We start from the raw sequence: 25,610 nt of genomic DNA, 5'->3' as shown, positions 1-25,610 counted from the left end.
AATTCTACCTACTTAATACTTAATACTAAACAAAAATGGAAGTTTTAAAAATAGCAACAGCAGGAAGTGTAGATGACGGAAAAAGCACCTTAATTGGAAGAATCCTCTATGATACAAAATCATTAACGAGCGATAAGCTCGAAGCCATAGAAAAAACCAGCAAACAAAAAGGATACGATTATCTTGATTTTTCATTGGCGACAGATGGATTGGTAGCGGAAAGAGAACAGGGCATCACCATTGATGTGGCGCACATCTATTTCTCCACACAAACCAAGAGTTATATCATAGCAGATACCCCTGGTCATGTAGAATATACAAGAAATATGGTTACAGGTGCTTCTACTTCACAAGCAGCCATCATTTTAATTGATGCCCGAAAGGGGGTTATTGAGCAAACCAACCGTCATTTTTTTATCAATAATTTATTGCGTGTCAAAGAGGTGATCGTGGCTATCAATAAAATGGATTTGGTTGACTTTTCAGAAGACATTTATAATAAGATCAAGGCTGATTTTGAAACCTTGATGGAGAAACGCGATTATCAAGATCAGAACATCACCTTCATTCCGGTAAGTGCATTAAAAGGCGATAATGTCGTGCATAAATCTAAAAACACGCCATGGTACAAAGGACAAACCTTATTGGAACACTTTGAAGTGTTAGATACTCAAGATGTTTATAATGTGGGTACTCCAAGATTTCCTGTACAATATGTCATCAGGCCCAAAACGGAAGAATTTCATGATTTTAGAGGCTATGCGGGCAAAGTATATGGTGGTGAATTAAGTGTTGGCGACGACGTGGTCGCTTTGCCATCACAAACCAAGTCAAAAATAAAAGAGATTTATCTGTATGATCAATCCTATCAAACTGCTTCAAGACGCTCTTCAGTGACCATCACATTGGAAGATGATATCAATGTGAGTAGAGGGGATATGTTGGTAAAAGTTGACGACTTGCCAACTATTGACAAACAGTTTACCGCAACCATTTCTTGGATGGATTCTCAAAATTTAGTCACGGGCAACAAATATGTATTGCAACATGGCGTGAATAAGGTCTTGGCAAAGGTAGATGCTATTCACCATAAGATTCATCCAGACTATTCAGGCATTGAAGAAAATATAAGTGCCTTAGGGATGAATGATATTGCCTCCGTCACTTTTAAGTTGAACAAGCCCATTTTTTTCGATCGTTTTAAAAACCATAGAACCAATGGCTCCTTTATTTTAATCGATTCACAATCCAATAATACCGTTGGTGCGGGCTTTATACAATAACAATCATGCAAACGTTTAGATCAGAAATAGAAAATCCAATCGTCGAAAAGGACATAATCGATTTAGCCCAAAAAATTGAGCTTTTCAAATATGGCAAGATTGATGACGATCAATTTAGAAGTGTGCGTTTGGCACGCGGTATTTATGGGCAAAGACAACCAGGGGTGCAGATGGTACGAATCAAGTTGCCTTACGGGAAAGTGTTGAGTCAACAATTAAAGCGGATTGCGGATGTCTCTGACGAATATTCCCGCGGACGTTTACATATCACTACCCGGCAGGACATTCAAATTCATTATGTGGATGTTGATAGAACGCCAGAACTCTGGTCTGAATTAGAAAAAGATGCGATGACCATACGCGAAGCCTGTGGCAATACTGTAAGGAATGTCACGGCTAGCGAAACTGCCGGGATTGATATTAATGAGCCTTTTGATGTTTCGCCTTATGCCGATGCTGTTTTTAACTTTTTTCTGAGGAACCCGATCTGTCAAGAAATGGGACGGAAATTCAAGGTGTCATTCTCGGCTTCCGATGAAGATTCGGGTTTGTCATACATGCACGATTTAGGGTTTATTGCAAAAACTGAAAATGGTGTCAGAGGTTTTAAAGTGATGTTAGGTGGCGGATTGGGTTCGCAACCACGACTTGCAGATGTGCTTTATGAATTTCTACCAACTGACAGAATAATTCCACTCATGGAAGGCGTGTTACGAGTCTTTGATCGTCATGGCGAACGTAAAAGTCGCGCTAAGGCCCGTATGAAATTTTTAATTAATGCTATTGGATTAGAAGAATTTAAGCGTTTGGTTGATGAAGAACAAGAGGCAATTGCGCAGACTTCTATTCCTATCGATGTTAAAAATTATCCAGTTTCAGTACCAGTCGAAATTGAAGCACCAAGAGTAGCCCTCAAAAATAAAGAGGCTTTTGACCTGTGGAAATCAACCAACGTCATTCCTCAAAAGCAGGAAGGCTATGTGGCAATTGGAATTAAAGTATTGTTGGGCGATTTCTATACCGATAAAGCACGTTTATTGGCTGATTTGGTTGAGAAATATGCCGCAGGAGAAATCCGATTGACCTTACGTCAAAATATTCTTATTCCGTTTGTGAAGGAGGAATTATTGCCATACTTCTATCAGGAATTAGATAAGCTCGGTTTTACGGAAGTGGGCTATAATAAAGCGGTTGATATTACGGCATGTCCTGGTACAGACACTTGTAATTTAGGCATTGCCAGTAGCACGGGCATTGCGGCAGAATTGGAGCGTGTTATCAAAAGCGAGTATCCACACTATGTCAATAATACTGATTTGGTCATTAAAATTAGCGGCTGTATGAACGCTTGTGGCCAACACAACATGGCCAATATCGGGTTTCAGGGCATGTCTGTAAGAACCCCAGATAAGCTTGTGGCACCTGCACTTCAAGTGTTGCTTGGCGGCGGAAACTTGGGCAATGGGAAAGGGGTGTATGCGGATAAAGTGGTAAAAATTCCAAGTAAAAGAGGGCCAGAGGCCTTGCGCCGTATTTTAAATGATTTTGAAGCTAATGCCAATGGTCAAGCTTTCTTGGACTATTATATAGCCCAAGGCGAAAAGTATTTTTATAATCTTTTAACCGATTTGTCTGACGTTACCAATTTATCTCAGGACGATTTTATTGATTGGGGTACCAATGAAGCCTATATAAAAGCCATAGGAATTGGCGAATGTGCGGGTGTAATGATTGATTTGATAACCACCTTGTTTTTAGAAAGTGAAGAAAAAATAGAAAGGGCCAATGAAGCTTTAGGCCATAAAGTATATTCTAACGCCATCTACTTTGCTTACAGTGCTATGGTAAATACGGCAAAAGCGCTCTTAATTTCTGAAGACATCACTACAAATACCCAAGCGGGAATTATTAGTCAGTTTGATGAAACGTTTATTGATTCCAAGAAAATAAGTTTGGAAACATCCTTTTCAGAAGTCATCTATCAAATTAAAGAAAACGCGCCAACACAAGCATTCGCTAAAGCATATATCAAAAATGCATCCGTGTTTTTGGATACAGCAAGAGCTTATAGAGCGCAAAAAAAATCCGTTGCAGTTTAAAATCAACCTGTGAAGTTTTCAAGACTTTGTGGGTTACAAAAAACAAAAAAAATGAAAACTCCAAAATTAACAGTCGTTGGTGCAGGGCCAGGAGATCCAGAACTCATCACTTTAAAAGCTATAAAAGCTATTGCATCTGCTGATGTCATTTTATATGATGCCTTAATCAATGTGGCTTTGTTAGATTATGCTTCGCCAAATGCAGAACTCATTTTCGTAGGCAAACGTAAAGGGTGTTATGCCTATCAGCAAGACCAGATCAACGATCTGATTGTGGCACGGGCAAAATCTCACGGACACGTGCTCCGTCTGAAAGGAGGAGATCCTTTTATTTTTGGTCGTGGCGCGGAAGAAATAGATGTTGCACGCCAATACGGTATAGAAACGTATGTGGTGCCAGGAATTTCATCAGCCTTAGCCGTTCCTGCCTATCAGGGTATTCCATTGACAAAACGGGGTGCTTCTGAAAGTTTTTGGGTTATTACCGGTACCACAAAGTCTCATCAATTATCCAATGATGTGAAGCTTGCTGCCCAATCTACAGCAACGGTCGTAATTTTAATGGGTATGGGTAAATTGGCTGAGATTATGGAAGTGTTTTCATCTGAGGGACAACAAAATACACCTGTGGCTATTATCCAAAATGGCACTACTAAATTCGAAAAATTCGGTGTGGGGACGGTCTCAACAATTTGTGATGTCGTAGAAAAACAGAACTTGTCCAATCCAGCAATTATTGTTATTGGAGAAGTCGTCAATCAGCGTGTTCAATTGAATTCTATAAAAAAAGAAGTCAACCATAAATTAATAAGCGCCTAAAATGGAAAGAAATAATTTATATCCCATTTTCTTAAAAATGCATAACATTCAAACTTTGATTGTTGGTGGCGGCAATGTCGCTTTAGAAAAACTCACGTTTTTATTAAAATCGAGCCCTAATGCCAATGTAGAGATGGTGGCACCTTTTTTTAGAGATGAGGTCAAGGATTTGGCGGAACAATTCAATATTCGATTAATTTATATGGCCTATGAAGATTCATTTTTATGCGATAAGGATTTGGTCATTGCAACAACTGATAATTTGGACGTTAACAAACAAGTCTACAAGGACGCGAAACAACGAAATCTATTGGTCAATGTTGCCGATACACCTGAGTTCTGCGATTTCTACTTAGGTGGCATTGTCACAAAAGGCAACGTTAAAATAGCAATTTCTACCAATGGAAAATCGCCAACAACAGCTAAACGACTGCGTCAGTTTTTTGAAGACGTCATTCCGGAAGATGTGAATGAGATGGTAGAAAATTTAAATCAGTACAGAAAAACAATAAAAGGAAATTTTGAGCAAAAAGTACAGGCGCTCAACAAAATAACCGAAACCTTAATTAGTAAATAACATGATTACAACAGACATTTTAATAATAGGAGCAGGACCTACAGGACTCTTTACCGTTTTTGAAGCTGGATTGTTAAAACTCAAATGCCATTTGATTGACGCATTACCACAACCTGGAGGCCAGTGTTCGGAATTATACCCTAAAAAACCTATTTATGATATTCCCGGCGTTCCTGATATATTGGCTGGAGATTTAACAAAAAATCTATTGGAACAAGGCAAACAATTTGAACCGGGCTTTACCTTAGGTGAACGAGCAGAAACAATAGAAAAACAAGAGGATGGTAGTTTTATTGTCACGACAAATAAAGGCACCAAACATCATGCGCCAATTGTAGCTATTGCTGGTGGTTTGGGTTCGTTTGAGCCGAGAAAACCTTTGATTGATAATATTGCATATTATGAAGATTTAGGGGTGGACTATTTTATCAAAGACCCTGAAGTGTACAGAAATAAAAAAGTTATCATTTCTGGAGGTGGTGATTCCGCCTTAGATTGGAGTATTATTTTGGCTGATATTGCTGAAGAAGTTACACTCGTACATAGACGTAGCGAATTTAGGGGCGCTTTAGATTCCGTAGAAAAGGTGCAGGAATTAAAACTGTTAGGAAAAATCAATCTTATCACACCATCTGAAGTCACAGCATTACACGGTAACAAAAGGTTAGAGGGAGTTACCATAGAACGCGAAGGAGAGCACATTTTATATGAAGCTGATCATTTTATTCCTCTTTTCGGATTGTCGCCAAAATTGGGACCGATAGGAGATTGGGGATTAGAGATTGAAAAAAACGCCATAAAAGTGGATACGTTTGACTACCAAACTAATATTCCAGGGATTTTTGCCATAGGCGATGTCAATACATATCCAGGAAAATTGAAGTTGATTCTCTGTGGCTTTCACGAAGCGACACTAATGTGCCAATCAGCATATCAAATCCTTAACCCTGGTAAAAAGTATGTGCTTAAGTACACAACAGTCAGTGGGATTAATGGTTTTGATGGGTCACGAAAGGAAGCGCCAAAAGCAGTTGTGCAAGCTATTCATTAGATGGCAGAAAATAATTGCTTAATTTTGATATTACAAACAAGAATATCGTGTAATATTAATATATGAGTAAAGTGTCACATCACCTAAATCAGTTTCAAACCTATAATATCTGTTTGAAAGATCCTGTCGAAACCTTCACAAAGGCCCTATTTTATATGCTGTTTGATGAAGAATATCGAAATCTTAACTGTCAATTTGTAAAGGATACCTTTCTTAAAATTACAACAAAACTGAAATTGGATGACGGTGAAGAAACATGGTCACAATTTGAAAAACAATTCAGTCATATTCGAGAGAAACTTGATCTAGATGCCATTGCTATCGAGAAAGGCGATCCTGCCGCTAAGAGTTTAACAGAAATTTATTTAGCGTATCCAGGTTTTCACGCGATTGCCATCCATAGATTAAGTCATGCCTTATACAACCTGAAATCATTTGTTATTTCTAGAATGATGAGTGAACATGTGCATGGGGTAACCGGAATTGACATTCATCCCGGGGCGACCATTGGTGATTCATTTTATATAGACCATGGTACGGGGATTGTTATCGGCGAAACGGCCATCATCAAAAACAACGTGAAAATTTATCAAGGGGTAACCTTGGGTGGTATTCAAATTAAAAAGGAATTCTCAGAAACAAAACGTCATCCTACCATAGAAGACAATGTGACTATTTATGCAAATGCTACGGTTTTGGGAGGCGATATTGTTATTGGTGCCAATAGTATAATTGGTGCTAACGTTTGGATTACAGTATCGGTGCCCCCAAACTCACTGGTCACCTATAAAACAGAAATTAAGATTAGTACGCGTAAAATATGATTAAAAGTCAATCCATAATAGATCAAATTGGTAACACGCCACTTGTTGAGGTCAAGCATATAATTTCTAAAAAAGGGGTGCGTTTATTCCTAAAATTGGAAGGTCAAAATCCGGGAGGAAGTGTGAAAGATCGTGCTGCGTTTAATATGATTTCAGAAGCCTTGCATCGCGGAGATGTCAAAAAAGGAGACACCTTAGTGGAAGCTACCAGTGGTAATACGGGTATTGCTCTGGCATTTATAGCGCAATTATTAGGCTTGAAAATGGTGTTGATCATGCCCGAGAATTCAACTGAAGAACGCATCAAAACAATGCGCGCTTACGGTGCAGAGTTAATTTTAACGCCAGCCGATGATGGTATTGAAGGGGCAAGGGATGTCGCTGAAAAACTGGAGAAGGATAAGGGTTATTTTAGATTAAATCAATTTGGTAATGACGACAATTGGAAAGCCCATTACAAAACCACGGGACCTGAAATTTGGAAAGATACCAACGGCGAAATCACACATTTCGTGTCGGCCATGGGAACCACAGGAACCATTATGGGCGTTTCTACATTTCTAAAAGAGCAGAATAAGAACATCACTATTGTTGGGGCTCAACCTACGGATGGGGCTAAAATTCCAGGAATTCGAAAATGGCCTGAAGCCTATCTTCCAAGTATTTTTGATCGTTCAAAAGTGGACGAGGTCATTGAAGTGAGTGAAGAAGAGGCCACTGCTATGACCAATAGATTGGCAAAAGAAGAAGGAGTTTTTGCCGGCATGAGCAGCGGCGGTTCAGTTGCTGCAGCTTTAAAAATCGCCGAAAATTTGGATAAAGGGATCATTGTCGCCATCATCTGTGATATCGGCGATCGGTATTTGTCATCAAATTTATTCGACTAAAAGTTGGTAAACCATTTTTTATGACTTAATTTCGTCCACAGTTCATATTATTAATATTTGTTATCACGAAAGGCAGAGGGATTAGACCCGTTGAAGCCTTAGCAACCCTTTACTTATAAAGAAGGTGCTAAATTCTACTTTATGCTGAATTTATTTCAGGATTTAGACAGATAACCAAAGTGTATTTTCTCTCACTTTCCTGATGACATTTTTATTTTTTTACAAGAATGTCAGATATAAAAACCGCATTACAACACCGTATTTTAGTTTTAGATGGCGCCATGGGCACCATGCTACAACGCTATAACTTCTCTGAAGACGATTTTCGGGGCGAGCGTTTTAAAGATTATCCAAGCTCCGTTAAAGGCAATAATGATTTGTTGTCTCTCACCCAACCCCAGGCTATTGCTGACGTGCACCGCAAGTATTTTGAAGCGGGGGCCGATATTGTGGAAACCAATACCTTTTCAGGGACTAGCATCGCCATGGCCGATTATGACATGGAAGATTTGGTGTACGAACTGAATTTTGAATCGGCTAAAATTGCGAAGCAAGTTGCGGAAGAGTTTACCAAAGCCAACCCTGATAAACCACGTTTTGTGGCGGGTAGCATTGGGCCAACCAATAAAACGGCGAGTTTATCTCCAGACGTTAACAGGCCAGAATATCGTGCTATTACTTTTGACGAATTGCGCATTGCCTATAAACAGCAAGTGGAAGCATTGATTGATGGTGGCGTTGATGTCCTATTAGTTGAGACCATTTTTGATACCTTAAATGCAAAAGCCGCATTATTTGCTATTGAAGAAGTCAAGGAAGAACGGCACATTGATATTCCTATCATGGTATCCGGAACCATTACAGATGCTTCGGGGAGAACCTTATCAGGACAAACCGTGGAAGCATTTTTATTGTCAATTTCCCATATTCCGCTGCTCAGCGTCGGATTTAATTGTGCACTAGGCGCAGATCAGTTGCAACCTTACCTGCAACGCCTATCCAATGAGACAGAATTTTATACGTCAGCACATCCCAATGCAGGCCTGCCAAATGCGTTTGGTGAATATGAGCAAACTGCTGGTCAAATGAATGTTTTAATAGAAGACTATCTTAAAGATGGTCTAATCAATATTATTGGGGGCTGTTGTGGTACCACCCCAGAACACATTAAGAAAATTGCGGACACCACTAAAAATTACCAACCTCGCCAAATAGAAATAATTATTTAAAATTCCTTCCCTTTTTTCCAAGGGAAGGTGGCTTCATTTCTAGTAAAGGAAATGAAGACGAAAGGGTAAAATAGAAAGAACATGAGCAAGACAAATAAATACCTATCACTTTCAGGACTCGAACCATTAATCGTCAGCCCTGAAAGCAATTTTATTAATGTAGGCGAACGCACTAACGTTACAGGATCGCGTAAATTTTTACGTCTCATAAAGGACGAAAACTATAGTGAAGCTTTAGATGTGGCCCGTGATCAGGTAGAAGGCGGTGCGCAAATTATTGATGTCAACATGGATGAAGGCATGTTGGACGGGGTGTACGCGATGACCAAATTTTTGAATTTGATCGCTTCAGAGCCCGATATTTCCAGATTGCCCATTATGATTGATAGTTCCAAATGGGAAATCATTGAAGCAGGATTGAAAGTAGTGCAGGGGAAATCTGTGGTCAACTCAATAAGTTTAAAGGAAGGCGAAGAGACCTTTATACATCAGGCTAAATTGGTAAAGCGCTACGGCGCCGCGGTAATTGTGATGGCATTTGATGAAGACGGACAAGCGGATACTTTTGAGAGACGCATCCAAATCTGCAAGCGTTCTTACGATATTTTAGTAAATAAAGTAAAATTTCCAGCTCAGGATATCATTTTTGACCCCAATATTTTTCCGGTTGGAACCGGGATGGACGAACACCGTTTGAACGCTTTGGATTTTTTCAAGGCTACCAAATGGATTCGCGAAAATCTGCCCTATGCTAATGTTTCGGGCGGAGTGAGTAATGTCTCCTTCTCTTTTAGAGGGAATGATGTCGTCAGGGAAGCAATCAATTCTTCATTTTTGTATCATGCCATTCAGCACGGCATGAACATGGGCATTGTAAACCCGACCATGTTGGAGATTTACGACGAAATTCCTAAGGATCTTTTGGAGCATGTTGAAGATGTGTTGTTCAATAGACGTGAAGACGCTACAGAGCGGTTATTGGATTTTGCCGAAACAGTTAAAGGTGATAAAAAGGAAGATGTTGCTAAAATTTTAGAATGGCGAAATGATCCGTTGCAAGATCGAATTACCCATGCTTTAGTAAAAGGTATTGAGACTTTTATTATTGAGGATGTGGAAATAGCGCGTCAAGAAAGCGCAAAACCCATTGAAGTCATTGAAGGCCATTTGATGAATGGGATGAGCGTTGTTGGCGATCTCTTTGGAAGTGGAAAAATGTTCCTGCCCCAAGTGGTCAAATCGGCGCGTGTGATGAAAAAGGCAGTGGCGTATTTACAACCCTTTATTGAAGCCGAAAAAGATGGCAAACAATCGTTTGCAGGGCGTGTATTAATGGCGACGGTAAAAGGTGATGTGCATGATATTGGTAAAAACATTGTCAGCGTAGTATTAGGCTGTAATAACTATGAAATTATCGATTTGGGGGTGATGGTGCCGCCAGAAAAAATTATAGAAACAGCTATTAGAGAAAATGTCGATATCATTGGATTGAGCGGATTGATTACCCCGTCTTTGGATGAAATGGTATATGTATCCAAGGAAATGGAAAAGAAGAACATCAATATTCCGTTACTGATTGGAGGCGCGACAACTTCTAGGGCGCATTCTGCCGTAAAGATCGCTCCTAATTACGGACATACCGTTATACATGTCAACGATGCGTCTCGGGCTGTAACCGTTGTAGGTAATTTGCTTCAAAAGGACAATCGCGTTTACAAAGAGCAAATCCGTGAAGAATATGAAAAGTTCCGCGAACAATTTTTAAAGCGTGGGAAACAGAAGAATTTCGTAACTATTGAAGAAGCTAGAAAACGGAAATTTAAAATCGATTGGAAATCCACAGAAATTGGCAAGCCTAACAACTTTGGCGTTCAGGTCATTCAAGACTTTGAGCTTAAAAAATTAGAGGAATTTATTGACTGGAGTCCGTTTTTTAGAAGTTGGGATTTGCATGGGAAATATCCCGATATTCTCACAGATGAGGTGGTAGGAGAACAGGCCACCGAGTTATTTGCAGATGCGAAAGCATTGTTGAAAAAAGTATTGGATGAGAAGCTCCTGAAAGCAAAGGCAATCTTCGGATTGTATCCAGCAAATACTGTCAATGACGATGATATTGAGATTTACGATGAATCGGGCAAAACGAAAGTCACCTTTTTAACCCTTCGCCAACAACTGGACAAACGCGAGGGGGTTCCCAATATCGCTTTAGCCGATTTTATAGCACCAAAGGATTCTGGAAAACAAGATTATATGGGTTGTTTTTGTGTGTCTACAGGTTTTGGAACAGCAGAATTGGCAAAGCAATATGAAAAAGATCTGGACGATTACAATGCTATTATGATTAAAGCACTGGCAGATCGACTTGCGGAAGCTTTTGCGGAATATTTACATAAAGAAGTTAGAATCAAACATTGGGGTTATGATACCCATGAGAATTTATCTAATGATGAATTGATACAAGAGGGTTATAAAGGCATCCGTCCAGCGCCAGGCTACCCCGCATGTCCAGACCATTTGGAGAAAAAAACAATTTGGAAACTGTTGCAGGTCAAGGAAAATATTGGTGTGGAAATTACGGATAGTTTGGCTATGTGGCCTGCAGCCAGCGTTTCAGGCTATTATTTTGGAAATAAGGAAGCCAAGTATTTTGGATTAGGAAAAATTACCCAAGACCAATTGAAAGACTACGCCAAACGGCGTGGGGTGAGCAATGAGGAAGCGGAGAAATGGTTGAATCCTAATTTAGCGGATTAGAAAACACTCAGCATTTTGACAATAGCGATGTCGCAGAGATGCACAGAGTTTGCGCAGAGCTACACAGAGGAATTTAAATATTAATAAAGCTGCCAAGAAAACATTCGTGTATTCGTGGCAAAAAAAAAATCCCACCTAAGGGGAAATTAAACATGAAAGTAACTGATCACATCAAAAAAGCCAACGGAAACACACAGTTTTCATTTGAAATATTACCACCATTAAAAGGGCAACATATCCAATCTATTTTCGATAATATTGACCCGTTAATGGATTTTAACCCCCCTTTTATTGATGTGACCTACCATCGGGAGGAATATGTTTTTAAAGAACAGGACAACGGATTACTTAAAAAGCAGGTGGTTAAGAAACGCCCAGGAACGGTCGGGATTTGTGCAGCTATCCAAAATAAGTATAAAGTGGATGCCATTCCTCATATTTTATGTGGTGGGTTTACCAAAGAAGACACCGAGAATTTTTTGATAGATCTCGATTTTTTGGGCATTCAAAATGTAATGGCATTAAGAGGAGATGCGGTTAAAACGGAAACTTATTTCACGCCAGAAAAAGAGGGTCACGAATACGCCAATGGTTTGGTACAACAAATTCATGCCCTTAATCAAGGGAGTTATTTGGACGAGGAACTTCTAAATACATCAAAAACTAATTTTTGCGTTGGTGTTGCCGCTTATCCAGAAAAACATATGGAATCTCCAAGTTTGGACAGTGACATTCATTTTTTGAAAAAGAAAATTAAAAATGGCGCGGAATATGTCGTGACTCAAATGTTCTTTGATAATCAGAAGTACTTCGATTTTGTAGAAAAATGTCGAAGTGAAGGCATCACCATTCCAATTATTCCAGGATTAAAGCCCATTGCGACAAAAAAGCAATTAAACTTATTGCCACACCGTTTTCATGTGGATCTGCCTGAAGCCTTGATATCTGAAATTATAAAATGCAAGGATAATTCTGAAGTCAAACAAGTGGGTATTGAATGGTGCATTCAACAATCAAAAGAGTTGCAACAAGCAGGAATTCCGGTATTACATTATTATTCTATGGGGAAGAGTGATAATATTCAAACGATAGCTTCGCACATTTTTTAGCGACAGTGGTGATTTTTAAACATTAATATCTAAAGATAGATTATCGCAAGCATCTCAATTTTAATTATTGCATTAAATTTGCTTCATAATTTAAATAAATGAAGTATTTATTAGTTGCTTTACTGTGTTTAATAAGTTCATTGCTGTGCGCTCAAGAAGATCCTGATGTGTTCACTTTAGATGCCAATCATTTCTACGGAACTGTATTGGAGCATAATCCAAGCATCTCACATCTTATTACCGATCATCCTACAGGATTAATTTTGAGTTATAACAAAAAAACCTACGGGTTTCAGCCTTGGGAAAGTCGTTACAACTATCCTGATTGGGGATTTTCTTTCGTTTACCAAGATTTAAAGAATACCTATTTAGGCGATAATTACAGTCTGTATGCCCATTATAATTTTTATTTTTTAAATCGGAATGTCAATTTTAGAATTGGTCAAGGTCTTGCCTACACCACCAATCCGTACGATAGAGAAACCAACTATAACAATAATGCTTTTGGTTCGCATTTGTTGAGTTCAACGTTTATGATGCTCAATTACAAAAAGGAAAACGTGTATAAAGGTTTGGGGTTTCAGGCAGGGTTTTCAATCATTCATTATTCCAATGCCAACGTCAAGGCGCCAAACACTTCTACAAATACGTTTGCTTTTAATGTGGGTGCAACCTATATGGTAGGTTATAAAAAACCACAGGACTTTCAGCCATCCACAGAAGAGAGAAAGTTTACCGAAAAAATAAAGTACAACATTGCCTTTAGAACGGGTGTCAACGAGAGTGATATCGTGGGCACGGGCCAATATCCGTTTTATAATTTATCGTTTTATGCCGATAAACGCATCAATAGAAAAAGCGCTTTTCAGCTCGGAACAGATGTGTTTTTTGCTGAATTTTTAAAGGAACTGATTTATTTCTATTCCGTGGCGTACCCAGAACGCAACATCGATGCGAATACAGATTACAAACGACTTGGTGTTTTTGTTGGCCACGAATTGTTTATCAATAAATTGTCCTTTATCACCCAATTGGGGTACTATGTGTATTATCCGTACGATTTTGAAGGACGCGTGTACAATAGGATCGGTTTAAAACGGCATTTTGGAGAACAGTTTTTTGGAGCAATCACGCTTAAATCTCACGGTGCCAAAGCGGAAGCTGTAGAATTTGGTATTGGCGTACGATTATAAAGTTACAACCATGAAGAAATTTATTTACCTCTTAATCACCTTCGTATTGCTTTCTTGCAATAGCAAGAATGTACCGGATTGTTTTCAAAACTCAGGCGATATCATTCAAAACGAAGTGGTCGTATCTGAATTCAATAAAATTATTGTTTTTGAACGGGTACAGTTGATTTTAAAAGAAGCGCCTGAGCACCAAATTATTGTGGAAACTGGCGAATATTTGAGAGAGGATATTGAAGTGAGCGTTCTCGAGGGTCAACTTATCTTGCGCAATACTAATAGCTGCAATATCAGTAGAGATTACGGAATTACCAAAATATACGTCAGCGCCCCCAATATTACCGAAATCAGATCTAGTACCGGATTGCCGGTGTTGAGTAATGGTATTCTCAATTATCCCAATTTAACCCTGATATCTGAAGATTTTGGAGCAGAAGAAGATTACCATACCGACGGCGATTTTAACTTGGAAATTAACTGTAAGAATTTGAGTGTGATCAATAACAACCTGTCCAATATGTTTCTAAGCGGAACGGTTGAGAATTTGTTCATCGGGTTCTATGCCGGAGATTCACGTTTTGAAGGACGGAACTTGATAGTCCAAAATATCCAGATTTTTCAGCGTAGTAGCAATGACATGATTATAAATCCTCAGCAATCTCTTACAGGAGAAATAAGAAGCACTGGCAATGTAATTATGGTCAATGAGCCCCCAGTTGTAGATGTGCAAACCTATTATACGGGCCGTTTAATTGTAGAATAACAGTTATTGGGCTGTCAATTCTCTAAACAAGCTTTCTAGATTTTTGTTTTTTTGATTCAGCTGTAAAATTTTAAGACCATTATCATGCGCAAAGTCAAATACTGTAGATCGCATATCCGCTTTGGTTGAAAAGGTCAATTCGTAAATAAAGTCATGTGTATTCTTAACGCCCTTAACATGTTTTAAGCGGTTCAATAGCACATCTTCAACACGATAGTCAAATTCTACTTCTACGATTTGTTCCTGATCGGCTTTTAATTCGGTAAGTTTCTTATCGGCAACAATTTCCCCTTTATTAATGATGATCACGCGGTCGCAAATGGCTTCTACTTCTTGCATAATGTGCGTAGATAGGAATACTGTCTTTTCCTTGCCCAGTGATTTAATTAACTGACGGATATCCACCAATTGGTTTGGATCCAATCCTGTAGTAGGTTCATCTAAAATCAACACCTCAGGATCGTGTAATAAAGCATTTGCCAAACCAACCCGCTGACGATAGCCTTTAGAGAGTTGTCCAATTTTTTTATGGGCTTCAGAAGTTAAGCCAGTAAGCAATATCACTTCTGTTATCCGTTCTTTGGAAACATGATACACATTGGCATTAAACATCAAATATTCTTTAACATACATGTCCAAATATAACGGATTGTGCTCAGGTAAATAGCCGACCCGTTTTTGAACGTCGAGCGCATTTTTTTGAACATCAAAGTCATTTACTTTGGCTTCACCTTCAGAAGCATCAATATAGGTGGTCAATATTTTCATCATAGTGGATTTCCCGGCACCATTAGGTCCTAAAAACCCTACAATTTCACCTTTATTAATTTTAAAGGAAATATTGTTGAGTGCCTTTTGGTCGGCGTATAGTTTGGTGATATTAGTGACTTCAATGGACATGATTCGAAATATTTACTCAAAAATAAGCATTTTAAGTACGCTAAGAATCAACGAAATCGTTGTAATGTAAAAAGAATTAAAAAAATATTTTGTTTATAAAATTAATTATCTACTTTAGCAAAATCAAATTATGAAAACAATAACTAATACATATCATAACTCGTTTTATTTCTTTTTTAGCAGAAAAGACGAGACTTCGTATGTGTAATTTATAAACTATAAATTTAATGTAAAAGTCTCGATGAAAATCGGGACTTTTTTTTGTTAGTGAAACGTTCATTTTAGAAGTTAGAAGAACGAAATAAAATGAACTAGTTGAACTAATCCCGCCATAGGGCGGGATCTATAAAAAGTTCGAGGCTATTGAATTCAAGTCAGAAACAAGCTTATTTTATAAGTTAGAAGAACGACATAAAATGAACTAGTAGAACTAAACCCGTCAAAAGACGGGGTCTATTAAAGCGTAAAGTGTTTGAGTTCATAAATTGAATTCACCACGGCATAAGTAAACTAATCAGTAGAAAGTAAAACTGAATCCCAACAGGGAACATATAACATAAACAATGATAAAATCTGTTGCCATACAAGGAATTAAAGGATCGTTTCACCATATCGTTGCCATGCAATACTTTGAAACGCCTGTAAATGTTGACGAGTGTATGACGTTCGATGGGGCAGTGCAAAGTGTACTGACCCATAAAACAGATGCTGTAATTATGGCTATTGAGAACTCCATTGCAGGCTCAATTATTCCTAATTATGCGCTCATAGATAATAATCATTTGCACATTATCGGGGAACATTATTTAGATATTCAACATCACTTAATGGGCCTGTCAGGACAGTCCATTGAAGATATCCAGGAGGTGTATTCCCATCCTATGGCACTTTTACAGTGTAAACAATTTTTTAAACAATATCCGCATATCAAACTGGTGGAAGATAAAGATACCGCTGAAGTTGCGCAGCGTATTCAACAAAAACAACTGAAAAATGTGGGTGCTGTTGCAAGTCGCTTAGCTTCAGAATTGTTTGAATTGGAAATTATCTCAGAGAGTATTCAAACCATCAAACACAATGAAACTAGGTTTGTGATCGCTAGGACATCCAATTTTGATGTTGACGAAGTTAAAATTAACAAGGCCTCACTAAAATTTGAACTTGATCATAAACGGGGCAGTTTAGCGTCTATTTTAAATGTGATGAGTGATTGTAGATTAAACCTTACCAAAATTCAATCCTTACCAAAAATAGAGACACCATGGAAGTATGCTTTTTTTGTGGATGTCACTTTTGAAGCGTATCAAGATTATCAAAAAGCAAAATCAATAATGGAAATTATGGCACAAGACTTTAAGGTTTTGGGCGAATATAAAAACGCACGACAATGATCACTTTTGCAAATCGATTAAACACAGTAGAAGAATACTATTTCTCCAAGAAATTGAGAGAGGTTAACTTGCTTAAAGCTCAGGGAAAGCCTATTATCAATTTAGGAATTGGAAGTCCAGATCTGGAGCCTCCAACACGCGTTATTGCAGCAATGACAGAAAGTTTGAATGATGCCGTAGCGCATAAATACCAAAGTTATCAAGGTCTGCCAGAGTTAAGGGAAGCCATGGCCGGGTTCTATAAAGAACATTTTGGCGTATCTTTAAGTCCTTTGTCTGAGGTGTTGCCTTTAATAGGAAGTAAGGAAGGCATCATGCATATTTCAATGGCGTTTTTGAATGAAGGTGATGAAGTCCTGATTCCAAATCCGGGATATCCAACTTATGAATCGGTAACCAAACTTGTAGGGGCAACACCTGTGTTTTACGACTTGTTAGCAGAAAATGATTGGTGCCCAGATTTGATAGCCTTAGAAAAAAGCGACCTGTCTAAAGTAAAATTGATGTGGATCAGTTACCCGCATATGCCAACAGGTGCTACGGCAAGCAATAAAGTTTTTGAAGACATTATTACGTTTGCAAAACGACACAATATTTTAGTGGTAAATGACAACCCCTACAGTTTTGTCCTGAACAAATACCCACGAAGTATTCTAAAATACAAAGGCGCCAAAGACGTCTGTTTAGAATTGAATTCTTTAAGTAAAACCTTCAACATGGCCGGATGGCGCGTGGGCATGGTCTCGGGACGTTCAGAATATATTGATGCCATTTTAAAAGTGAAAAGCAATATGGACTCTGGCATGTTCTATGGCATCCAAAAAGGCGCTATTGAAGCTTTAAAGTGCTCAAAAATGTGGTTTATAAGTTTAAATAGCGTCTATGAAGAACGTCGTCAAAAAGTGTGGGATTTGGCAACCGCATTAAACTGTACTTATGATAAAACTGCCACAGGGTTATTTGTCTGGGCAAAGTTACCATCACATAAAACAGCCGAAGCCTATATTGATATGATCTTAAAGGAGCACTCCATATTCGTGGCCCCCGGAACCATTTTTGGAAGCAATGGCGAAGGGTATATTAGGTTTTCATTATGTGCGACTGTAGAAGAATTGGATGAAGCGATTGCTAGAGTAAAATAATATGAAAAACATATACATCATAGGTGTTGGATTGATTGGCGGTAGTTTGGCGCTCGATATTAAGAAACATGATTCCAGCATAAAAGTATTCGGCATTGATCATAACGATGCACACTTGGAGGATGCCCTTCAGCTCAACGTAATTGACGCTAAAGCTACGTATGAAGAGTTGAAGCATGCCGATTTGGTAATTCTATCCATCCCTGTAGATGCCGCAGTTACTGAAATTTTAAAAATATTGGAATTAGTTTCAGATGATACTTTGGTGATGGACGTCGGTTCTACAAAAGCCGAAATTTGCAAAGCCATCGACCAACATCCGAAGCGTCGTAATTTTTTGGCCACGCATCCTATTGCAGGAACTGAATTTTCAGGACCTAAAGCAGCTATTTTGGGGTTGTATAAAAACAAGACCAATATTATTTGCGAAGTGGAAAAAACAGCCTTCAAACTTCAGGAAAGGGCATTGCAATTGTTTACGGATTTGGGCATGCGCATCCGCTATATGAATCCTGAGGCACACGACAAACATATTGCCTATGTGTCGCATTTATCGCACATCAGTGCGTTTATGTTAGGAAAAACAGTGATTGATAAAGAGAAAAATGAACGCGATATTTTTGATATGGCGGGCAGTGGATTTGCATCAACGGTACGTTTGGCAAAAAGTTCTCCAGAAATGTGGACACCAATCTTTAAGCAAAACAAAACCAACGTCCTTGAAACTTTGGATGAATATATCAACAATCTCACAAAATTCAGGACGCTGATGCATGCTGATGATTTTGAGGCCATTTATTCAGAAATGAAGGATACCAATCATATTAAGGAGATTTTGAACGGGATTGAGTAAATAGAAAATAGTAAATAGAAAATAGAAAATAGAATAGAGAGAAGAGAGAAGAGAACAAGAAATTGATTGTGAAGTTTTCTCGACAAAATAAAGAATCAAAATAGTAATTTAAGAATAACATGGAAAACAAGAAAGAGTTAAGAACATGGTTGGATGATTTAAAATTGGATCATCCATTGGTCATTGCAGGCCCATGTAGCGCAGAAACAGAAGAACAAGTCTTAGGTATCGCCCATCAGTTAAAAGATACGGATGTGAGTTATTACAGGGCTGGAATATGGAAACCACGTACACGCCCTGGGATGTTTGAAGGTGTCGGTGCTTTAGGTTTAAAATGGTTGCAAAAAGTGAAGCAAGAAACAGGCATGAAAACCGCTACGGAAGTGGCCAATAGAGCGCATGTGGAGTTGGCTTTAGAACATGATATTGACTTGCTTTGGATTGGTGCACGGTCTACCGTAAGCCCCTTTATTGTTCAGGAAATTGCAGATGCCTTAAAAGGAACCGACAAAATTGTATTGGTAAAAAATCCGGTCAACCCAGATTTGCCGCTTTGGTTAGGTGCCATTGAGCGCTTGGCTTCTGCAGATATCAAAAGATTGGGAGCCATACACAGAGGTTTTTCAACGTATGACAAAACAAAATATAGAAATAACCCGGAATGGCAGTTGGCCATTGAATTGCAAACCAAATTCCCTGATTTGCCTTTAATCAATGACCCATCGCACATTACAGGAAAACGCGATATGATTTTTGACGTGTCTCAAACAGCCTTAGATTTGAATTTTGACGGACTTATGATTGAAACACATACGGATCCGGATGCGGCATGGAGTGATGCGGCGCAACAAGTTACACCAAAAGCGTTGATTCAAATGATGAAAGATTTGAAAATCAGAAAAGAGTCCGATCCTGAAATGGAATACAATACCAACTTAAGTAATTTGAGAGCTCAAATTGATGTTGTAGACAATCAACTTATTGAAATGATGGGCAAGCGTATGAGGTTCTCTGACGGCATTGGTGTCCTGAAAAAACAAAAAAACGTTGCGGTTTTACAAAGTAAACGTTGGAATGAAATTTTAGGCAATATGGTCTTGGAAGGTGAGCAAAATGGATTGAGTGAAGAGTTTATTCTTAAAATGTTTAAAGCCATTCACCAGGAATCCATTAATCATCAGGAGAAGATTATTAACGGGTAAAATAAAAAGAGGCTGTCATGAAATTGTGATAGCCTCTTTTATATTTAGTATTGCCGTCATGTAATTTTAAAAATTATATGCTTCTGTTGTTGCGCTTCCTGAATTTAACTTTTAGTATAGCTTAATCTTCTTGAAGCTTTTCTCATTAATACATTGATTAAATCTTCAGAACTGCTTCCCATGCCACCTTTTACTTTTTTATTGTAATTCCATAATAAGATTCCATCTTCGGCATTGTGTACACTCATATTTATAACTGCGCTGTTTGTAGCGCCCCAAAATCCGGCAAGTAATCCTAAAGCAATTGAAGCGCCTTCTGACATTGGTTTGTCAGTTTCAAAGGCTCCAGTTATTATGGCATCTACGCCAAGAATTTGAGCTAACTCTTGCGGCGTGTAATTTGAAATGTTCATATAATTAATATCTTTTTTATTCAATAGGGCAGTTGTTGCCTTTGGATCTTGAATTTCGATAGTTTGCATATCACCTCTTTTTTTACGTTTTAAAAACCAAGAGTACATTGCCGTTTGGATGCCCTCGCCTTCTGATTTCTCAATACGATCCAATTGTTCATTAGTCATATCTTTCATTTGTTTAGGTCTCAGTTTTACTTGAGTTTTAAACGGTGTAATGGCTATGCTTTTATGTGTTTTAGCAATGTCATCAAATTGAGGGTTTTCATAGAGGTTTGTTTGCGCTTTCGCATTAAAGATAAATGCAATTAAGAAAATAGCGGGTAATAATTTTTTCATAATTTTAAAGCTTTAAAAGTGAAACAATTGTTAAGCCGTTGTTTTATCATTAATGGCAGGTATCGTTGTCGCGATACCTGTTTATTATGTGTTAAGGAAAATTGGTGTACATTACCGTATCCCATTTTAAATCAAAACGTCCCTCGGTAATTTCAATACGATCTGAAGGGTCATCTCTATTTTGTACTGTACAGTTAAATGTTCCAGAAACAATCCTGTTTTCAAAATCATATCTGGTAATCGTTAATGTTCCTCCATTTTCTACAGAACAGTACCATTTCAGATTCCCTGAAGCACTATCTAACCATCTAGTAGTTATATTAATGTTTTCTTTGGCATCAATTCCATCCTCGCAATTACTATTATAGATTGTGTATGATCCTTTTCCGTTTTTATGTAAATCAACAATATGCAAATTGAGCAAACCCCAATTACCGGTTTTAAAATCACGTACTGAGATTTCATTGTATTCAAATTGATTAGGGGATCCCCAAAAAGACACCCCTTTATCTTGGGTATGAAGCGTTCCAGTACCATCTCTCGGTATCAATAATTTGCCATCCACATAACAACCAAAAGTATTTTCACCAGTTTGGGTTATTGGTGGTAAGGTTGGTCCAAATTCATCATCATCACTACATGAGCCAGAAGTGAACAAAACAAGAACTAATAATAGCATCATAAATTTTTTTAGACTCTTCATAATTTTTTATTTTAAATTACTTTATAAAATTAGTAAGTTGAATTTTAAAAAAAGACCGAAAGCATCCAATTTGGATAATAATAGGACAACCTTTTTTACAATTTATGGCAGGTATCGTTGTCGCGATACGTTTTTTTTGTTATGAGAAGTTGGTGTATGGCAAAGATTTCTAGTTGATGTCAAAACGCCCCCTTGGTAATTTCAATTCGATCCAAAGGATTGTCCTTGGATAGTGCGGTTAAAAGGACCTGACACAATCCTTTTTTCATAATCGTAGCTCGTAATGGTCAATATGGCTCCATCTTCCACCGAAGAATACCATTTAAGATATTCTGAATTTTCTTCCATCCATGGGATACAAACATTAACAGATTCATTAGCGTTTATAACGTCTTCACAGTTTGCTTTTAATTTTAAATTATGTCAGAAATTACATTAAAAGGTAGCTTTTTTTAAATGTGTTTAACATGATATATATCATGTTATTGTGAAATTTTTAAAAATATACATGTAATAAAGCTAAATATATAGGTGGTCAGTTTTACAAATTTTAATTAGAAGATATACTTTTGCTCAATTTAAAAATTGTTATTTTGTTGTTTAAACTTGATTAATGACAGGAATTGTTTATAAATCCACAGGAAGTTGGTACACCGTAAAAACAGAATTGGGTGTGGTGTATGACTGCCGGATAAAGGGAAAGTTCAGACTACAGGGCATCAAAAGCACCAATCCCATTGCCGTGGGAGATGTGGTAGGATTTGATGTGGAAACCTTAGACAATGTGACTACCGGAGTTATCCATACCATTCATGATCGAGAGAACTACATTGTTCGAAAATCGGTCAATCTTTCTAAACAAACCCATATCATTGCGTCCAATATTGATCAGGTTTTTTTGCTCATCACCATAAATAATCCGCCTACACTCACCAGTTTTATAGACCGCTTTTTGGTCACCACCCAAGCTTATGGTATTAAAACTGTTTTGGTATTCAATAAGATGGATACTTATGAAGAGGATAACGTGATGGAAGTAAAATATCTAGAGTCTGTTTATAGAAAAATAGGATATGAGTGTATAGAAGTATCTGCGGTAACGGGACAGAATATTGATCAGTTAAAGAGATTAATGTTGAATAAAACAAGTATGTTTGCGGGACATTCAGGGGTTGGGAAGTCAACTTTGGTCAATGCTATTGAACCCAATTTGGATTTGAAAACAAAAGAAATTTCCATGCAGCATATGCAAGGACAGCATACCACTACTTTTGCAGAAATGTATGATTTAAGCTTTGATGCAAAAATTATAGATACGCCAGGAATTAAAGGTTTTGGTGTGGTAGATATGGACAAAGAAGAAATTGGCGATTATTTTCCAGAATTTTTCGCCTTAAAACAAGAGTGTAAGTTCAATAATTGCCTACATGTTGAAGAGCCTAAATGTGCTGTAAAAGATGCTTTAGACCGAGATGAGATTTCTTTTTCGCGCTATAGAAGTTACCTGCAAATTTTAGAAGGAGATGATGAGCACTACAGGACGGAAGAATGGATGAAGTAAGTCTTCAGTTTTCAGTTGGCAGTTTGTACTCGAGTGAATTTCAAAACACAGTAAAGAATTAAATGCATCTTTTCGGAGATTTAAAATAACATGAAAGTAGTCGTTCAAAGAGTTTCTAAAGCGAGTGTTACTATCGAGACTGAAAAAGTGGCTTCTATTGGTAACGGACTTGTGATTTTGTTGGGTATTGTTGAAGATGATGCTCAAGAAGATATCCAGTGGCTTACCCGAAAAGTAGCCAATTTGCGTATTTTTGAAGATGAGCAAGGCGTCATGAACACGTCGCTGGTAGATGTTGACGGAGAGGCCATCGTCGTCAGTCAGTTTACCTTGCATGCATCTACCAAAAAAGGTAATAGACCTAGTTATATCAAAGCGGCGAAACCAGAAGTCGCTATCCCGTTGTACGAGGAGTTTATAAGGCAATTGGAAGGGCAACTCAACAAGAAAATTCAGACAGGCCAATTTGGTGCTGATATGAAGGTTGAACTTTTAAATGACGGTCCTGTAACGGTTATTATAGATTCTAAAAATCCTGAATAACTACTTTAATATTTGTTAAAAAGTTATATTTTAGCTTTTTAACAAGCTCCCATGATAAAAATTTACCGCTTAATTTTTCTTCTGGTTTTTCCTGTTTTGAGTGTCGCACAGCAAGAAAAACTATTGAGCTCCCACAACATTCCTTCTGATTTAAGAGAAAATGCAAATGCTGTTGTAAGACTGGATGATATCCATATTGAAGTTAAATCTTATAATAAAATGGTGTATACCAATAAACGCATTGTTACAATTTTAAATTCTTCCGGCAACTCCCAAGTTGGTACTTCAATGGGGTATGATAAGAATGTTTCAATTAGAAAAATGGAAGCTCGAATCTATAATTCTAGAGGGAAGGAAATAAAAAAAATCAAGAAAAATGATTTTGAAGACGTAAGTGCTGTTGCTGGTGGTACACTTTATTCAGACAGTCGTGTTAAATATCTGAGATACACCCCAGTTGATTATCCTTATACGGTGCTTTTTGAGACCGAGGTTGAATACAATTACACGGCATATATAAGAAGGTGGAGACCTATAGAAGGGTTTTCAATAAGTACTGAAAACAGCCGCTACGTGTTTCGTTATGATCCTTCTAACGAATTGAACAAATCTGAAAGCAATTTTGAGAAGTTTGGCATAATAAATCAATCCAAAGCGGGTGAAATCCACTACGAAGCCAACAACCTTAAAGCCATCCTTTATGAAGAATACAGCCCGAGCCTAAAGGATATAACCCCCTATGCTATGCTCAATTTGAAAAACTTCTCCTATGAAGGATATGTTGGTAATTCAAACGATTGGGAAGGTCTAGGGAAATGGATGCATGAGCAATTGTTGCTAGGGAGAACTCGAGTTTCTGAAAAAACCAAGAATGAAATCATGACTTTGGTTTCAGGACTTGACGATCCCATCGATAGGGCCAGACTGGTGTATCAATATGTTCAAAATAACACAAGATACATCAGTGTACAAGAAGGTATTGGAGGAATCCAGCCTATTGAGGCCTTAAAAGTGGATGAAGTCAAATATGGCGACTGTAAAGGACTTACCAACTATACCAAAGCCTTGTTGGACCTTGTTGGTGTTGAATCTTATTATACAAGGGTTTATGCGTCTCCTAACAATATTGTGGATATCAATAAGGATTTTGTCTCTTTTCTTGGACAATCAAATCATGTCATTTTAAATCTTCCTTATGAAGGAACGAATATCTGGTTGGAATGCACAAGTCAAACCTCGCCCTTTGGGTATAACGCCAATTTTACTGACGACAGGAATGTGTTTGTTATCAGGCCTGATGGTGGTGAAATTGTCCGTACTAAAATTTATACTGCTGCGAAAAACCTATTGGATGCCAAGGCAAATATCGTCTTGACAGAAGATGGCGATATCGAGGCTAAAATTAATTTAAAATCCTACGGCACTCAATATGGGCATCGGGAGGGAATTCAGAATAGTGCCTTAAAAGAACAAATCCTTCATTACAAAGATTACTGGGGTTATATCAACAATGTAGACATACTTTCAATGAGCTACAGTAACGATAAAGACACGATAGTGTTTACTGAAAACATTCAATTGTCCGCAAAGAAATATGCCTCCAAAACAGGGAACCGATTGCTGTTGAGTCCAAATTTTTTCAATGTGCTTTCAAATGTGCCAACGCGTTATAGAGACAGAAAACTACCATTTGAAATAGAGCGTGGATTTCATGATATGGATGAATATGTGATTTTAATTCCAGAAAACTTTGAGGTTGAAGCACTTCAAAATGAAACGCTTATCGAAAACAAGTTTGGCAAATACAGTTATACCATTACTGAAAACGGAGATAATACCTTACTATTCAAACGAATTTTTATTTTGAATAAAGGCGATTATGCCAAGGAAGACTATGAGGATTTCAGAAATTTTTATTTAGAAATTGTTAAACAAGATCAATCAAGGATTATACTCATAAAAAAATCTTAGTCTC

At 37.8% G+C, this 25,610-nt stretch carries 22 protein-coding genes and 1 riboswitch; of the genes, 19 read left to right on the top strand and 3 right to left on the bottom strand.

Going from position 1 to position 25,610, the window contains the following annotated elements:
* Nucleotides 1–35: 35 nt before the first annotated feature.
* The 12 genes from JEM65_RS06470 (at nucleotide 36) to JEM65_RS06415 (ending at nucleotide 14,588) form a co-directional block, all read left to right on the top strand.
* Entirely contained in the window at nucleotides 36–1,283 is a 1,248-nt protein-coding gene (locus JEM65_RS06470; protein WP_199598119.1) for a sulfate adenylyltransferase subunit 1, read from the top strand.
* 5 nt (nucleotides 1,284–1,288) lie between these two features.
* Nucleotides 1,289–3,382, top strand: coding sequence for a HEPN domain-containing protein (locus JEM65_RS06465; protein ID WP_199598115.1), 2,094 nt, complete (start codon nucleotides 1,289–1,291; stop codon nucleotides 3,380–3,382).
* Nucleotides 3,383–3,433: 51 nt separating this feature from the next.
* Complete coding sequence (cobA, locus tag JEM65_RS06460) at nucleotides 3,434–4,201, top strand: uroporphyrinogen-III C-methyltransferase (protein WP_199598114.1); 768 nt, start codon at nucleotides 3,434–3,436, stop codon at nucleotides 4,199–4,201.
* A 1-nt stretch (nucleotide 4,202) separates the two neighbouring features.
* Nucleotides 4,203–4,778 (top strand): precorrin-2 dehydrogenase/sirohydrochlorin ferrochelatase family protein, encoded by a 576-nt coding sequence (locus JEM65_RS06455; RefSeq protein WP_199598113.1) that lies wholly within the window; start codon nucleotides 4,203–4,205, stop codon nucleotides 4,776–4,778.
* Nucleotide 4,779: 1 nt separating this feature from the next.
* Nucleotides 4,780–5,829, top strand: a complete 1,050-nt coding sequence (locus JEM65_RS06450) for an NAD(P)/FAD-dependent oxidoreductase (protein WP_199598112.1) — start codon at nucleotides 4,780–4,782, stop codon at nucleotides 5,827–5,829.
* A 62-nt stretch (nucleotides 5,830–5,891) separates the two neighbouring features.
* Complete coding sequence (gene epsC, locus JEM65_RS06445) at nucleotides 5,892–6,653, top strand: serine O-acetyltransferase EpsC (RefSeq protein WP_199598111.1); 762 nt, start codon at nucleotides 5,892–5,894, stop codon at nucleotides 6,651–6,653.
* A complete protein-coding gene (gene cysM / locus JEM65_RS06440; RefSeq protein ID WP_233530548.1) occupies nucleotides 6,650–7,540 on the top strand; it encodes a cysteine synthase CysM in 891 nt (296 codons plus the stop codon). Before epsC ends, cysM begins: the two co-directional genes overlap by 4 nt.
* A gap of 57 nt (nucleotides 7,541–7,597) precedes the next feature.
* Nucleotides 7,598–7,717: riboswitch (SAM riboswitch) on the top strand.
* Between the two features lie 50 nt (nucleotides 7,718–7,767).
* On the top strand, nucleotides 7,768–8,769 hold the full coding sequence (locus JEM65_RS06435) for a homocysteine S-methyltransferase family protein (RefSeq protein ID WP_199598110.1): 1,002 nt from the start codon (nucleotides 7,768–7,770) through the stop codon (nucleotides 8,767–8,769).
* Nucleotides 8,770–8,850: 81 nt separating this feature from the next.
* Nucleotides 8,851–11,526: a methionine synthase gene (gene metH, locus JEM65_RS06430; protein ID WP_199598109.1), complete on the top strand. Its 2,676-nt coding sequence runs from the start codon at nucleotides 8,851–8,853 to the stop codon at nucleotides 11,524–11,526.
* A 152-nt stretch (nucleotides 11,527–11,678) separates the two neighbouring features.
* Nucleotides 11,679–12,635: a methylenetetrahydrofolate reductase [NAD(P)H] gene (gene metF / locus JEM65_RS06425; protein ID WP_199598108.1), complete on the top strand. Its 957-nt coding sequence runs from the start codon at nucleotides 11,679–11,681 to the stop codon at nucleotides 12,633–12,635.
* 98 nt (nucleotides 12,636–12,733) lie between these two features.
* Entirely contained in the window at nucleotides 12,734–13,828 is a 1,095-nt protein-coding gene (locus tag JEM65_RS06420; protein ID WP_199598107.1) for an acyloxyacyl hydrolase, read from the top strand.
* A gap of 10 nt (nucleotides 13,829–13,838) precedes the next feature.
* Entirely contained in the window at nucleotides 13,839–14,588 is a 750-nt protein-coding gene (locus JEM65_RS06415) for a head GIN domain-containing protein (protein ID WP_199598106.1), read from the top strand.
* Nucleotides 14,589–14,591: 3 nt separating this feature from the next.
* Here the strand turns inward: JEM65_RS06415 and gldA are convergent, their stop codons facing one another.
* A complete protein-coding gene (gene gldA / locus JEM65_RS06410; protein WP_199598105.1) occupies nucleotides 14,592–15,488 on the bottom strand; it encodes a gliding motility-associated ABC transporter ATP-binding subunit GldA in 897 nt (298 codons plus the stop codon).
* 563 nt (nucleotides 15,489–16,051) lie between these two features.
* Here gldA and JEM65_RS06405 point away from each other — a divergent pair.
* The 4 genes from JEM65_RS06405 to JEM65_RS06390 all read left to right on the top strand — a co-directional run bounded on the left by JEM65_RS06405 (nucleotide 16,052) and on the right by JEM65_RS06390 (nucleotide 20,076).
* Nucleotides 16,052–16,879, top strand: a complete 828-nt coding sequence (locus JEM65_RS06405) for a prephenate dehydratase (RefSeq protein ID WP_199598104.1) — start codon at nucleotides 16,052–16,054, stop codon at nucleotides 16,877–16,879.
* Nucleotides 16,876–18,021 carry a pyridoxal phosphate-dependent aminotransferase gene (locus JEM65_RS06400; RefSeq protein ID WP_199598103.1) on the top strand — a complete coding sequence of 382 codons (1,146 nt, stop codon included), beginning with the start codon at nucleotides 16,876–16,878 and terminating at the stop codon, nucleotides 18,019–18,021. The genes JEM65_RS06405 and JEM65_RS06400 overlap by 4 nt, the downstream gene beginning before the upstream one ends.
* Before the next feature lies 1 nt (nucleotide 18,022).
* A complete protein-coding gene (locus JEM65_RS06395) occupies nucleotides 18,023–18,874 on the top strand; it encodes a prephenate dehydrogenase (protein ID WP_199598102.1) in 852 nt (283 codons plus the stop codon).
* A 119-nt stretch (nucleotides 18,875–18,993) separates the two neighbouring features.
* Nucleotides 18,994–20,076 (top strand): bifunctional 3-deoxy-7-phosphoheptulonate synthase/chorismate mutase type II, encoded by a 1,083-nt coding sequence (locus JEM65_RS06390; protein ID WP_199598101.1) that lies wholly within the window; start codon nucleotides 18,994–18,996, stop codon nucleotides 20,074–20,076.
* A 104-nt stretch (nucleotides 20,077–20,180) separates the two neighbouring features.
* Here the strand turns inward: JEM65_RS06390 and JEM65_RS06385 are convergent, their stop codons facing one another.
* Together JEM65_RS06385 and JEM65_RS06380 are read right to left on the bottom strand one after the other, a co-directional pair.
* The gene (locus tag JEM65_RS06385) at nucleotides 20,181–20,828 is read right to left on the bottom strand and encodes a hypothetical protein (RefSeq protein WP_199598100.1); all 648 of its coding nucleotides are present in this window, start codon (nucleotides 20,826–20,828) and stop codon (nucleotides 20,181–20,183) included.
* 91 nt (nucleotides 20,829–20,919) lie between these two features.
* Complete coding sequence (locus tag JEM65_RS06380; RefSeq protein WP_199598099.1) at nucleotides 20,920–21,531, bottom strand: hypothetical protein; 612 nt, start codon at nucleotides 21,529–21,531, stop codon at nucleotides 20,920–20,922.
* 613 nt (nucleotides 21,532–22,144) lie between these two features.
* On the opposite strand from JEM65_RS06380, the gene rsgA reads away from it, so the two are divergent.
* From rsgA to JEM65_RS06365, 3 genes are all read left to right on the top strand, one after another.
* On the top strand, nucleotides 22,145–23,092 hold the full coding sequence (gene rsgA, locus JEM65_RS06375; RefSeq protein ID WP_199598098.1) for a ribosome small subunit-dependent GTPase A: 948 nt from the start codon (nucleotides 22,145–22,147) through the stop codon (nucleotides 23,090–23,092).
* A 90-nt stretch (nucleotides 23,093–23,182) separates the two neighbouring features.
* Nucleotides 23,183–23,635, top strand: a complete 453-nt coding sequence (gene dtd, locus JEM65_RS06370; RefSeq protein ID WP_199598097.1) for a D-aminoacyl-tRNA deacylase — start codon at nucleotides 23,183–23,185, stop codon at nucleotides 23,633–23,635.
* Between the two features lie 51 nt (nucleotides 23,636–23,686).
* Nucleotides 23,687–25,606 (top strand): DUF3857 domain-containing protein, encoded by a 1,920-nt coding sequence (locus tag JEM65_RS06365; RefSeq protein WP_233530547.1) that lies wholly within the window; start codon nucleotides 23,687–23,689, stop codon nucleotides 25,604–25,606.
* Nucleotides 25,607–25,610: the final 4 nt, after the last annotated feature.

Origin of the sequence: Gelidibacter salicanalis (genome assembly GCF_016469035.1) — a bacterium.
In the GTDB taxonomy this organism is placed as follows: Bacteria; Bacteroidota; Bacteroidia; order Flavobacteriales; family Flavobacteriaceae; genus Gelidibacter; species Gelidibacter salicanalis_A.
The sequence above is the reverse complement of the archived record's forward strand: the minus strand, read 5'-3'. Positions and strand labels throughout refer to the sequence as shown.